Raw genomic sequence first — 15,776 nt, 5'->3', positions numbered from 1 at the left:
TTTTGCATTTATTATTTTTTAGCCATTCTTAAGTTTAATTTATGGTTATTTAATGAATCTTGTTAGCTTTGATTGATTAATGCTTGGTGCGCGGCCAATTGGTTAATTTCGTCTAGCTCACTTTGGCTTAAATGTGGCTCGGAGTGTTGGCCAAAAGACACAAAGTCTTGCTGGCTTGCTATTGAGTGTTTAATTGCCTCGGTGAGCGATAATAGTGCTTCTGATTCTGTGACTTGCTCATGGCTTGATGATTCGGCAATCGCATCTGGTACAGGTTGGATAAACCCAAATCCAGGTTGGTGTATTAGCTTGTCACCTAAATGGCTATCAATTAACAGGCCAGCATCTTCAATGAGTGACAGTGCGCCGGATTCTTGTGTCAGTGTTATCGATGATATTTGGTTTGTTACTAATGCTGTGTTGTTTGCACTTAAGTTGCTTGAGAATTCAATTGTATTAATAACGTCCATGTCTATCGCTGGTTCTGCATCATTGATGGGTAATGGGTCTTGATAACCATATTCGGGTTTTGTACTTAGTTCTGGTTCAGCTACAAAATGCTGCATAACTTTTGAATGAGCCGCAAAGGTATTTGACTGAATAGTGGCAGATGCCATTGCTAATTGCTCATCTGAAGTCGCTGAATCATCAATAGGTAAAATAGTATCAACAGGTTCTGTTTGTGCAGATTTAAGTGCTTGAGCAGCTTGATATCTCTCAATGGCCTGTTCCATTAATTCGGTATCACCGTAAAGCGCAATACCTGTAGGTGCTAGGCTACGATGACCCATCTCAAACCGTCTCACTTGTTCATACTGCATTCTTTCATACATTTCTTGCATGATATCGATACGGATCAGGTCTAACTGTGTTTCAGGAGTAAACTCTGGCTCTACTGGAATATTGCTATTCATCGGTATCGCAGCATTAGCCATCACAGCACTGGTGTCGACCGTAATCGTTATTGTTTCTAAAACGCCATCGACAACATCGGTGCCTAAACTGGCTATTGGGTCTAAAGATAATTCAATAACATCACCATCATTGGCACCACTTAATGTTAATGAGGCGACATCTTCAATATCAACTATCCATTTATTACCCTGCTGAGTTCCAGCAGATAATGTCATGCCATCAGGCACACCTAAAATCGTTAAGGTCGCAGTTTCATTAGGTGCGGGGTTTTGTAATTCTAAGCCTAAATTCAGGGCAATATTATCGGTAAGATTAGTAGTGAAATCAGCAAATTGTGTCCATATAGGGGCATCTACTTCTGGAGTCAGCTCAATATCAAAGCTAATGGTTTGCGAATCACTGCGATTGACTTCTTGAGCGCCTAATACTTCGGCTGTATCAATACTCGCGATGACCATTTCAACATTTAGCGTGCCAAAGGCCAGCTCACCAGGGAGTATCTTTATCTCACTTAGGCTGGATTCATCGACGACGAAACTTGCTATATACCCACCATTACCATCAGCTGTAAGCGTTGCAAACTGATCGCCAATTTGAATGCCGTCTAAATTCACTAATGCTGACGCATCTGTAGAGGTGATGATGAAATCAACAGCAAAGACTTCATGCCCCTCGAGATCAAGTAACTCTGCAGCAAGTTCAACTTTAATGACATCACCTTCAATACCGTTATAGTCTTCGGGCTCTGAAATAATCTGTACACCATCAGCGACTGGACTGACGCCAATCAAAAAGTCCATTGTGGTGGTGACGTAATCATCGGTTCCGAGTTCTTGAGTAATAATGGATAGCGATAGTGGCATATCACCATTAAAGTTATGAGGTGGTTTAATGACTAATCCATCCAGTTGTGCCGCTGTAACAGTCCAATAACTGGTTGGGACACCATTTAATTGGTTACCATCCGGCCCATCGTTGGGCAATAATTGTAGGTTGCCGCTAGCGTCTTGAAAATAAACCGTCGCGCCTTCAGGTACCCCATTTAAGGTGATATATAACACCTCTGAACCATCGGTATCGATTAAGCCGATTGCTGAACTATTGATACCTGTTAAAGCAATATCAGTATCTTCTAAGCCTGCAATGGTAATTAAATCTGCTGGAATGTCTGCTGCATCAGTTATTGGGTTTACATGAATGGTTACAGTATCGGAAAAGCTTGCTTCATCGATGATATTACCGCCATCAATATCAGCCGTATCGCTCACCGCACCAGTTATTTTGAATCTAAAGTCGCCACTTAAATGCTCCGGTGGTGAAAACTGCAATAATGCGAGGGCGTTATTTAATCCAACGTTAGTGGAGCCGGTAAACTCCCAAGTATCACTGCTGCCTGCTTGTAATTGGAACAAGCCTGAATTATCAATTAATGTACCACCATCAAGTAGTTGTATGGTAAAAGGCTGACTAGAGTCATTAAGTATCACTTTTTCAGCACCACCGTTATTAGCAGAACTGTCTGTGTCTATATAGCTAAGGGATAAACCTAATGGGATAGGGTTATCTTCATTCATGCTATTCACTGCTAGGTTAAGCGATAATCCATCTGCCACAGGGGTGATATTGATATCCAAACTTTGGCTATCATCTATTTCGGTATCACCACTTAATGAATCGGTGGCAATAATACGAATTGGGATGATTAAGTCGCCAGCAAAGTTATCTTGAATACTGTGGAGCTGCAGGCTATTTAAAGACGCTGTTGTGAACACATACTCAATAATATTTTCGCCACTGGCATCATAAAGTGCGATGACATCGCTGCCCGTGAAGTATCCGCCTTCAGGGAGATCACTTGCTAACACTCTAAAGCTAATAAAATCATTGTTATCATTAGTAATGGATAGGTTTAAGTGACCTGCAAAATCGATACTATTGTCTTCAATTGCATCAACTGTGCTTGCCTGTAAGTTTGATACTACCGATGCTGTAGATGTTGAGGTTGCTTGGTCGAATAAAACAAAAACGTTGGCAGAAATAATTTCAGGATCATCTCTATCTAATACTCTGGCTTCAACAGTAATGGTTTCAAGACCTGTTGAATGGTCGCTTGAGATAGTCACGCCATCCAAAATCGACATCGATTGCTCTTGTATCGAGTCACTTGTCATACCGTAGGTCGGGATAATCCAGCGCCCATCACCATCATTAATCGCACCATTAGGATGAGTGACATACCAGCCATCAGCACTTGGCATGTTAATAACGATATAATCGAGCACTTCTGAACCATCGATATCACCATCAAAGAAAACGATTTCGTCTGATAGCGTAATCGGTTGGCCATCATTGCTATAGAGCACTTGATTATTGACCTGTAAGCGGGTAATAACCTCTACAACCGCATCAACTTGAACGGTTAATTGACTGGTTATATCTTGTACGACAGTTTGACCGCTTTCAGATGTGTCAGTTATTTGGTAGCTAACATCTAAAGTGAATGGACCGTCGGCATCTTGTGGTGGCAATACTGCTAAGCGACCTGAGTTGAGTAAATCCATTAAAGTTGGGCTGAATTCATCGGTCAAACTTGATAACAGTAACCCTGCGCTACCCACAGTTAATTCAGCGCCATCAAATAGCAATATCATGCCTTCATCTGACGGAAAAATGGTGACATCAGTTATTGTTTCGCTGCCATCAATATCGGCTAATAGTGCTGGTGGTAGATTAAGAACAATCGGCTGATCTTCTTTGCCAGTACTGATGGTTTGTAATGAATCGGCAGTTTCATCAATAACAGGTGCTATATCGATATTCAGATTAAGCTCGTATTCACCGACATCACCATCTAATTCAGTGCTTTCAACAATTAAACTTAAGTTTATTTGGCCACTAAAATCTTCGGGAGGTCTTATTGATAATGTCGATAGTATTGCTGCTGTGACGCTATAGACGGGTTGATTATCATCAAAGCCAACGACGGGTAAATTAACCATGTTGCCATTGGCATCGACAAAGCTTGCGCCTTCAGGGAGCCCTACTAACCGTATGCTGAGGCTTTCTGAACCATCATTATCAGAGCTTATTAAGGTAAAGCTTAGTGGGATGTCTGTATCTTCATCAAAGGGAGTGACTGAATTAATATTACCATCAGAGGTGATTTGCCAAACATTTGGATCAGAGCTAATTGTCGGCACATCGTTAGCTACACCGGTTAAAGAAATCGTTAATGTTTGCGAGTCACTGTAATGTGGATTGGGATTTATGACAGAGTCGACAGGTGTAGATCCATCCTGAGCTGTTTCTGTTGCATAACTTCTCACGCTTATGGTGAAGTCGACCATATTGGCCGAACTGGCATCCGCCAATGGGATGATTGTTGCGGCAATAGCGGGTGGGTTAGGGTTAATATCTTGTGCTGCAACAGTCCAAACGCCATTTCCGAGGTTTATCGCAGAAGGTGCATCAATTATCCAGCCATCTGGAAGGGTTAATTCAAAATGAAGACTTTCAGATCCCGAGGTATCAGTGAGTTCGCCATAGATAATGTCAGCAAGGGCAATAGCTTGGTCTTCATCACTATTGATATCTCGGGTGGTTAATGTCGGTAAGTCAGCCACGGGACTGACATTGAATGTAATCGTTTCAAGTGTGCTATTGGCTGTTGCACCATTATCGGGCTCTGTCGTGGTTGCTTGAATATCAAAGCTAAATTGACCAGCTAAGTTTTCACTTACAGTCGCTTGAAGTAGCGCTAATTCGTCAGCAGTAATTATTTGCCCGCTAGCAATAGAAAAAGTGACACCATCACTATTAGTACTAGTTAATACTAAACCAGGGGTGATGCTGTTGATTACGTAAGTAATAACTTCAGAACCTTGAGAGTCAGCGCCTATTGAATCTTTTGACGTAGCTGTTAGCTCGATATCAATTGCACCAGCATCTTCATTGATATCGTAAGTAAACTGACTGCTATCCTCCCATTCAGGGGTATCTGCAACGGACTCAATGGTGAAAGGAACTTGAGTAGTGATAGCAGGCTTATTATTGATATTGACTGTTATCTCAACATTTATGGTTAAGGTGGCATCGGATGCATCTTCTGCTGGATGATAGAGTAAATTACCACTGGGTATAGCAATGCCAAAATCGTTGATGTAGAGGTTAATACCTTCGAGGATATAATTACCATCAGCATCGGTAGGGACAGGTATTCCATCTAATGTTAATGTGCCACCACCTAATGATGTGGTATTAAACACGATACTTTCAATCAGTTCACCTTCATCAATATCACCTGGAAAGGCGGCTACAATGAGAGCTCCAGGAGTATCTTCAATAAAGTTGGGGTTTAAGACTCTGATTGATCCCGATTTGTCATTGGCGGTGATGGTGAGGTTATCAATGACTGTGTCACCGTCTTTATCGGTGACATAAACTTGTACAGTTTCAGTATAAAATAATTCGTCGTATTCAAATATCTTACTTGTGACAGTAGCTGTACCATCTGCGGAGATTACTAAGCTACCGTATTTAACGCCTGTATCGGTAAATAAGTCGACAGACTCGCCCGCTAAATAGTCACTGCCTGCATAAGTAAACTTACTGACAACAGCGCCATCGGCGCCCTGTTGTTTTTGATTGAACATATTGACACTGAAATCTTCATTATCTTCTTCGGTAAAGGTGATTGAAGAGTTCGTTTGAATGGGAACATCATCTTTAATGTCGATATTAATTGTTTGACTGTTAGATTTGTCACCGTCGGCATCAGTGGCGATAATATCGAAACTGATAGATAATTTATTTTCAGTATTACCATCAGGGTGATCTAAGGCTTCAAATTGCTCAAATTCCACTTTACCATTTGTGTTAAACCTGACTCTAAATACAGTGTTGTTATCGCCTGTTCGGATTGCGTTATACCAGCCATTGCTATCAGATATATTGCTGAGTTCTACAGGTTGCTTGTTACTGGTGTATGCGCCAAAGTTAAAGCTGTCAGTTAGCTCAATGCTAGCAATATCATCACTACCATTATCAATGTTAAGTATTGCGCTGCTGAGAACACTAGTGTTATCGACTAATTCACCTTCATCGATATTTAAAGTTAAAGATGCGGGTAAATATGGTAGCTCTCCATCGAAAATATCAATGTTAATATCGGCATGTATTCTGGTTTTATCACTATCTATCGCGATCACACCCACTTCTAAAGTATCAAACAGTCCTTCAGCGGTATTATTATCGATGGCGCCGAGCATTTGCATTTCAAATGCCACTTGGGCACTACTCTCTGCATCGATATGAATGTCGGTAGGTAATTTCAGTCTAAAGATGACGTTACCATCAGGTGTTTGACCTTCTGCAGTAGCACCTCCGTTAGAAATAACCCAATGTATAGCAATTCCATTTTGAGTAATTGTATTGCCATTAACATCTACAACAAGATCATCATTGCTCAGTGAGAACTTAATATTGACGATAGGATCACCATTAGTGGTGATATCAATGAAGCCATTCGAGCGGTTATTAATTCCGGGGGTAACACTAGGTAGTTCACTAATATCGATGTCAATATCGGTGATTTGTCCCGGAGTATCATCCTTAACAATCAGGGTCATATTGGCTTGAGTAGTATCACCGTCAAAGTCAGTGATGATGAGGCCAAAATCAATTTCTTCGGTTTCAATTTGGTCGAAAGGTCGATAAAGAGAGGTGGTGTAACTATGTGACTCTGTATCGCTCTCAGTATTCCAACCACTATCTATTTCAATGGTAAAAATAGGTTCAGCAATATTACCTGTGTGCGCTGTAAGTAATAACCCGTTAGCAGAAATCTCAAAAGTAACCGCTTCACCTCCAGCGGTAATCGTTGGCATTTGGCTAATATCAAAACCTAAGCTGCTGATGGCATCTGCACCCACATTGATATCAAATTGTCCTGACTGTGTAAGAGAGGTTGCAGTTAGGTTGGATTCGTCAAATGTCAGTGTATTTACATTGTCTATTAAAGCTGTCGCACCATCGTTGATAGCCCATTTGAGACTACCTAAATCAATATGGCTTCCATCTAAATCTATGGCATCAATTAAGGTGGCTAACTCGAGCGCATCTGCAGTGTTGTGATCTAATGGTCGGCTTAAGTCCATGATAGCCGTTACTTCAACATCATCACCATTATTGATCGCTGATAATGACAAGTTAAATATTGTCACTCCATTTGCTGTGGCAATAATCGATTTAGCATCGGCAGATAACGAATAAGTTAATGCATCACCATTTGAGGTGAGTCCAAGAGCGTTTAAAGGGATAAGTGATAATGTGCTAAATACCACGCTTGATGCGATAAGCGTATCTGACCCTGCAATAATCGAGAACGATTTACTGTCTGTATTTGGACTATTAATTGTGGATTCTGCAGTGGGAAAATTGGCGTCAGCCATCATTCCAATCGCACCATCTACAATGGTAATAGTGCTGGTGGCAGAAGCAATACTGCCGTCAAAATCGCTAACGGTATAATCAAAACTTATGGATTGCTCTAAGGTATTGTCTAAGTTGTCGTTGGCAATGAACTCCCAGAAACCATTATATAAAACGGTTAATTGACCTTTACCTGTATCAATTATTGCTGGTGAGCCTTGTGCTACAGCATAGCTTGTACCGTTGAAATTAATACTCTCAACGTTAAGTGGACCTTCAATGGTGTAATCGTTACCTGTAATAGAGCCTGTGAGTGTGGTGTCTTCGGTGGTTGTGAAGTTGTCATCGATAGCTAATTCAGGGGTGTCTCTTATATGCAAAATAGCATAAGTCACGATCGATTCTGTTGTTCCATCAGTATCGGTTTGAAGCCCTTCGAGTCGAATAATTGTCGATAGATTACCTACTGCAGGGTTATCAAGTGTTTGAAACAGCGTGACAATGAGATCAGTGCCTGTGAGGGTTGCTTCGAGAACAAGTTCATTGTCCCCATCTCTAAAGACTTGAAAGGATAAACCATCGGCAGCTAAGACGATGGATAGGTCTTGGCCGTTTGATTGACTGCGGAGTAAGAATGCTTGATCTGTTGATAGGGTTAGTTCTGCATTAGGGTTATCAAAACTAAACTGGGTGCTAGTCTGATTATTAATGTTGAGTGCTAACTCATATAAATAACCATCGTCAGGAATATCTAATTGTGGCATTTCATCCACAGCAGTATTACCTGCAGCATCAGTGACACTGACTTTCATTTGCCAACTCAAGCGTTGATCAAGCCCTTCAACATTCAGGGTGTTATCAAATATCCAACTTCCATCCGCTTTTACTGCGGTGGTAAAAGTTTTTGTTATCGCGCCATCTGTCAGCGTTAAGGTGACGGTTTGTCCTTCTTCAGCCCCTGTGGTGGTTCCTGCAAGAGAGGCTTCTTTACCATAAGTAAATAAACCAACATCAAAGCCATCAGCTCCAGTATCAATATCTATGGTTACTTGAGTATCAATAAGGATTGTATCTATGGCTGTAATGGTATTGCCTGCAGCATCTGTTGCCGTGGCTGAGGCCGTTAATAAACCATCTACAAATCCGAGTGCGACAAGGTCTTGTGCTGTAATCAACCATGTTCCACCTGCTAAAACGGTTGTCATAATGGTTGTAGATACATTATTAATATCGGTCAAAGTTACTTTAATATCTTGACCTGCTTCGATATCAGTAACAGTACCACTCACCACTACAGCTGATAATTCGGTTTGATTAACAACATTGTCATTATCAATAATATCGATGGTGATGGAGGCTAAGATATCGACAGGCATTTCGGCTTGCGCAGTAGCGGGATTGCCTGCACGATCATTAACAGAAGCTATGGCGACTAAAGAACCATCATCAAAGTCGGATAAATCTTGTGCTGGAAGTGACCATGAACCACCTATTACGGTAGTGGTTAACGTTAATGAGTGCCCTTGATTGTCGGTGAGGTAAACGGTGACGGTTTGGTTATTTTCAATATTAGTCACAGTGCCACTAATAACAACTTGTGACATTTCAGTTGTATTAATTACCCCATCATTATCAGTAATCGTGATATCAATAGTTGCAGTTGTATCAACAGCTAGTTGTGTCTGCGCACTGGCAGGGTTACCTGCAGCATCATTTACCGATGCTGTAACGACTAAAGAGCCATCGTCAAATGTTGATAAATTTTGCGCCGCTAGTGTCCAAGTACCAGCTGTGACGATAGCCGTTACAGTTAATGAATGGCCAAAATTATCAGTGAGGAAAACGGTGACGGTTTGGCCATCTTCGACATTAACAACGGTGCCTTGAATGACGACTTGGCTCATTTCTATTTCATTTAGTACAGCATCGTTATCGATTATTTCTACAGTGATATCAGCAAGGGTGTCTTTATCGACGGTATTGCTGCCAATACTCGGATTACCTTCAACATCTACCGACAATGCTCTTAAGGTTAATTCACCTTCTGCTAGCGTTGATAAATCAAGATTGTCTAGTTGCCATAAACCATCTACCACTGTGGTATTAAAAGTTAAACGGCCCCCATTACTATCTGTAACCCAAACCAACACGTTCTGACCATCTTCAATGTTTAGCGCTACACCACGCAAACTGGTGCTCGTGATTTCTGTAATGTTTAGAGTATTGTCAGTATCGACAGCTTCAATGGTGACAGTGGCTTGAGAGTCTTTGATGACAATTGTCGTAGTTGAGGTCGGGTTACCTGCCACATCGACGGTGTTAGCCACAAAGGTAATATCGCCATCAACGAGGGTCGAGACATTGGCGTTATCAATCGCCCAAACACCATTTAACACAGTGGTATTAAAGCTGAGTTGTGCGCCTAGTGAATCTGTCAGAGTAATAGTGATTGATTGACCATCTTCGACATCGGTGACGGTGCCAGTAAAGTCTAGACGGAGCATTTCAAAGCGATTAATGATGTCATCACGGCCAGTATCCACATCGATATCGATGTCAGCCAGGATATCCACTGGCATATCTGCTTGTGCAGTAGCAGGGTTACCGGCGACATCATTCACGGTGGCTGTGGCAACGAGTGAACCATCATCAAAGGCGGACAAGTCTTGGGCTGAAAGTGCCCATGAGCCTGCTGTCACCATCGCAGTTAATGTCAGTGAGTGACCTTGATTATCAGTTAGATTAACCGTGACGGTTTGACCATCTTCAACGTTACTGACGGTGCCTTGAATGATGACTTGCCTCATTTCAGCGGCGTTAATCACACCATCGTTATCGATGATTTCAATGGTGATATCAGCGAGCGTATCGATAGATAATAACAGTGAAGAGGTTGCTGTATTTCCAGCTAAATCAGTAACAGTAGCAGTCGCAAGTAATGATGCTTCATCAAATATGGATAAATCTTGCGCTGGAAGAGCCCATTGGCCAGCGTTAATAGTCGTTGTTAACGTTAAGGAATTCCCTTGGTTATCGACTAAAATTACTGTGACATTTTGACCATTTTCAACATTATTAACAGAGCCATGCAATATCACGTTAGTAATTTCGGCGGCATTAATGACGCCATCACTGTCAATAAAATTAATATCAATAACGGCGGTGGTATCAACAGGTATTAAGGTGGATGAAGTAGCGAGGTTACCTGCAATATCATAGACCTCAGCCGTTACTAATAAATTACCGTCTTCAAAGCTTGATAAATCTTGAGGGGTCAGTGACCAAACGCCGTTTATTACCACGGTTGTTATTATCACTTCATGACCTAGATTATCAGTAAGAGTCACGATGACAGTTTGACCATCTTCTACATTGGCGACACTGCCTTGAATGGCAACCTGTGTCATTTCTGTCGCATTTAATACGCCGTCATTATCAATGACCTCAACTGAGATAACAGCCATGGTATCTTTTATAACGGTATTACTATCGAAGGCTGGGTTTCCTTCCGCATCAATGGCGACGGCATAAAGCTTTAAAGGCCCATCAGCTAGACCGGAAGCATCTAGACCTGAGAGGGTCCATATCCCATCAAAAATAACGGAACTGAGGCGAACGACCTGACCTAAGCTATCAGTAATGGTGACAAAAATGGTCTGGCCGTCTTCAATATTATTGGCTATTCCAAATATCGTATTCAGGTCTTCAATTTCTTGCTGGTTAATGATTTGATCGCTATCGAGTACGTTAATCGTAACATTAGCGATAGTATCTTTAAGTAAAGCTGTGCTTGACATAGCAGGGTTACCTGCAATATCGACCGTAGTGGCCACAAAGGTAATAATACCATCAGCGAGGGTAGCGACATTGGCGTTATCAATCGCCCAAGCGCCATTTAGCACTGTGGTATTAAAGCTGAGTTGTGCACCTAATGAATCGGTCAGGGTAATGGTAATGGATTGACCATCTTCCACATCGGTCACAGTGCCAGTAAAGTCTAGACGGAGCATTTCAAAGCGATTAATGATGTCATCACGACCAGTATTCACATTGATATCGATGTCAGCCAAGATATCAACAGGCATGTCAGTTTGCGCAGTAGTAAGGTTACCGGCCAAATCATTCACGGTGGCTGTTGCAACGAGTGAGCCATCATCAAAGGCAGATAAATCTTGGGCTGAAAGTGTCCATGAGCCTGCTGTCACCATCGCGGTTAATGTTAGCGAGTGACCTTGATTATCAGTGAGGTTAACCGTAACCGTTTGACCATCTTCAACATTACTTACGGTGCCTTGAATGACTACTAGCATCATTTCAGCGGCGTTAATCACACCATCGATATCGATGATTTCAATGGTGATATCAGCGAGGGTGTCTTTCTCTACGGTGTTGCTACCAATGCTTGGGTTGCCTTCAACATCGGCAGTTAATGCTCTTAAGGTGAGTTCGCCTTCCGCTAAAGAAGATAAGTCGAGATTGTCTAATTGCCATTGGCCATCAGTCACAGTGGTATTAAAGGTCAAGCGGATGCCGTTGATGTCAGTGACCCACACCAACACATTTTGACCGTCTTCAATATTGAGTGCTTCACCGCGTAAGGTTGTGCTGGTGACTTCAACATTATTAAAAGTGTTGTCACTGTCTACCGCTTCAATGGTGACAGTGGCTTGAGAGTCTTTGGTGACAATTGTCGTAGTTGAGGTTGGGTTACCTGCCACATCGACGGTGTTAGCCACAAAGGTAATATCGCCATCAGCGAGGGTCGAGACATTGGCGTTATCAATCGCCCAAGTGCCATTTAATACAGTGGTATTAAAGCTGAGTTGTGCGCCTAATGAATCGGTCAGAGTAATAGTGATTGATTGACCATCTTCGACATCCGTGACGGTGCCAGTAAAATCTAGGCGGAGCATCTCAAAGCGATTAATGATGTCATCACGACCTGTATCCACATCAATATCGATGTCAGCCAGGATATCCACTGGCAAGACTGTTTGCGCAGTGGCTGGGTTACCGACCATATCATTCACGGTTGCTGTAGCGAGGAGTGAACCATCATCAAAGCCAGATAAGTCTTGGGCTGAAAGTGCCCATGAGCCTGCTGTCACCATCGCAGTTAATGTCAGTGAGTGACCTTGATTATCAGTTAGATTAACCGTGACGGTTTGACCATCTTCAACGTTACTGACGGTGCCTTGAATGATGACTTGCCTCATTTCAGCGGCGTTAATCACGCCATCGTTATCGATGATTTCAATGGTGATATCAGCAGTGGTATCAACTGGTAATTGGGTTTGTGCAGTAGCAGGGTTACCGGCCACATCATTCACGGTCGCAGTGGCGGTGAGTGAACCATCATCAAATGCTGATAAATCTTGAGCTGAAAGAGCCCATGAGCCAGCAGTTACAATCGTAGTTAATGTCAGGGAATGACCTTGGTTATCGGTCAGGTTAATCGTAACCGTTTGACCATCTTCAACATTGCTGACGGTGCCTTGAATGATGACTTGCATCATTTCAGTGGTGTTAATCACGCCATCGTTATCGATGATTTCAATCGTGATATCAGCAGTGGTATCAATAGGTAATTGGGTTTGTGCTGTGGCTGTGTTACCCGCAACATCACTTACGGTTGCAGTGGCGATGAGTGATCCATCATCAAATATTGATAAATCTTGGGCTGAAAGCGCCCATGAGCTTGCAGTCACAATAGCAGTTAATGTCAGCGAGTGACCTTGATTATCAGTTAGGTTAACGGTAACCGTTTGACCATCTTCAACATTGCTGATGGTGCCTTGAATGATGACTTGCATTATTTCAGCGGCGTTAATCACGCCATCGTTATCGATAATTTCAATGGTGATATCAGCTAGGGTGTCTTTCTCTACGGTGTTGTTACCAATGCTTGGGTTACCTTCAGCATCGGCTGTTAATGCTCTTAAGATGAGCTCGCCTTCCGCTAAAGAAGATAAATCGAGATTATCTAATTGCCATTGGCCATCGGCTACAGTGGTATTAAAGGTCAAGCGGATACCATGACTGTCAGTGACCCACACCAATACATTTTGTCCGTCTTCAATATTATGCGTTTCACCTTGCAGAGTGGTGGAGGTTATTTCAGTGCTATTAAGGGTGTTATCTTTGTCGACAGCTTCAATTGATATAGTTGCTTTGGTGTCTTTAATTACAATCATGGAGGTGGAGGTTGGGTTACCTGCGACATCGACAGTGTTGGCAACGAAAGTTATATTTCCATCAGAGAGGGTCGCGAGATTGGCGTTATCAATTGCCCAAACACCATTCAATATGGTGGTATTAAAACTGAGCCGTATGCCTAGTGAATCAGTCAGGGTGATAGTAATGGGTTGACCATCTTCGACATCCGTGACGGTGCCATTAAAGTCTAGGCGGAGCATTTCAAAGCGGTTAATTATGTCATCACGGCCAGTATTCACATCGATGTCGATGTCAGCCAAAGTATCTTTAATGGTAATATCCGATGCGGGTTCAGCGATACCTTGATAAGCTGGTGCGCTGATTTCTGCTGTAATCACCCCTTCGGTTAAGCTCGATAAATCAAGGCCATCAATATGCCATGCCTCGTCAGTAACAATCACTTCAACGCTGAGCTGTCTGCCTTCAATATCTGTGATTACTAGGCTCAGTATTTGGCCATCGATAGCATCTAATGCTCCCCCCGAAATATCAACTTTTGGGACTTCAAATCGATTAACAAAACCATCGTTAGCATCATCAATATTGATGGATAGGGTGAGGGTTATAAATGAATCTTGTTGAGTGATTAGCGAGTTTGGTTCGTTTTTTAGTTGATTATGACTATCGCCGGATGTGGTGTAACCGGATTGTGCAATTAAGGAGTTGTACTGAGTTTGGATGATTTGATAGAAGTAACTTAGGCCTTCATTAGTGTTACTTTGAGTGTCCAAGTTTTGATTTTCTGGGGATTGGTTATCAGATAATGGTTCATCTGCCGATGGATTGGATTTAATCAATAGCTCATCAGGTATGAGCATAGCTTTTTCGTTTATGACTAAATAGGGAGCACTATTGTCATTGATAAGAATATCTTCAGCATTGATATTATATGTCGTAATTAAGGGGTCTAGATCTTCTTGAACAACGGCTATCCACAGGCCATCATTTGTGATGGCAAAAGTACTAGCACCAATCTCTACATAATAGATCACTACAACATCATCACCGATCATTCGCATTCCTTAATTACCAATCCATTGCTGCTAGTTACATACATACGTGTAACTGACTAAATTAAGCGCAATTTAAAGCATAAACCTTGTTATTTGATTTTTAAAGGTAAGTTGAGCGATTTGATGAAATTGATTCGAAATGATACAAAAAGGAGACCATAAGGTCTCCTTTTTAGGATTTAAGCGGGGTTTTATTTATCTTCTTTTAACCATTGAGCGGCACTTTTTGCAAAATAAGTTAATATGCCATCAGCGCCTGCGCGTTTAAAACAAAGTAATGATTCCATTACAATGGCTTTTTCAGCTAACCAACCATTTTGAATCGCAGCCATATGCATGGCATATTCACCGCTGACTTGATAAGCGAATGTTGGAACCGCAAGTTCTGTTTTCACACGGCGAACAATATCCAAATACGGCATGCCAGGTTTTACCATGACCATGTCCGCACCTTCTTGAATATCAAGTGCTACTTCATGTAATGCTTCATCACTATTACCTGGATCCATTTGGTAGCTATGTTTATTGCCACCTTTTAGGTTGCCAGCTGATCCTACTGCATCACGGAAAGGGCCATAGTAGCTTGAAGAATATTTTGCTGAGTAAGCCATTATTTGAGTGTTAACGTGACCAGCAGCTTCTAATGCTTCACGGATAGCACCAATACGGCCATCCATCATGTCTGATGGAGCAACAATATCAGCGCCAGCTTCAGCGTGTGATAAGGCTTGTTTTACCAGAATTTCAGTAGTGATGTCATTGAGGATATAACCTGTTTCATCAATAATGCCGTCTTGGCCATGAGTAGTGAACGGGTCAAGTGCCACATCAGTCATCACCCCTAGCTCAGGGAAGGCTTGTTTTAATTCACGTACAGCACGTTGCACTAAACCATCCGAGTTATATGCTTCTTCGGCCATTAATGACTTTTTTTCCGCCGGAGTAACCGGGAAAAGGGCAATTAAAGGAATTCCTAACTCGACTAGTTCAGCGGCTTCTTTAAGTAATAAATCAATCGAGTAACGCTCAACACCCGGCATTGATGCTACTTGCTCAGTGCGATTATTGCCTTCCAGCACAAACATTGGGTAGATAAGATCGTTCACCGACAGTTTGTTTTCTGACATTAAACGGCGGCTGAAATCATGTTTACGCATGCGGCGCATTCTGCGCTGTGGAAAAGCACTAGTAATAATATTCACA

Annotated in this window: 2 protein-coding genes; both read right to left on the bottom strand. The window is 42.0% G+C overall.

Annotated elements, in window-relative coordinates; translation table 11 throughout:
* Positions 1–62 precede the first annotated feature (62 nt).
* Positions 63–14,579 carry an Ig-like domain-containing protein gene (locus tag FPK91_RS11495; RefSeq protein WP_144211385.1) on the bottom strand — a complete coding sequence of 4,839 codons (14,517 nt, stop codon included), beginning with the start codon at positions 14,577–14,579 and terminating at the stop codon, positions 63–65.
* A gap of 185 nt (positions 14,580–14,764) precedes the next feature.
* Positions 14,765–15,775, bottom strand: coding sequence for a porphobilinogen synthase (gene hemB, locus FPK91_RS11490; RefSeq protein WP_144211384.1), 1,011 nt, complete (start codon positions 15,773–15,775; stop codon positions 14,765–14,767).
* Position 15,776: the final 1 nt, after the last annotated feature.

Origin of the sequence: Shewanella donghaensis, from assembly GCF_007567505.1 — a bacterium.
Lineage (GTDB): Bacteria > Pseudomonadota > Gammaproteobacteria > Enterobacterales > Shewanellaceae > Shewanella > Shewanella donghaensis.
Note: the sequence above shows the minus strand (reverse complement) of the source record. Positions and strands in the feature narration are given on the sequence as shown.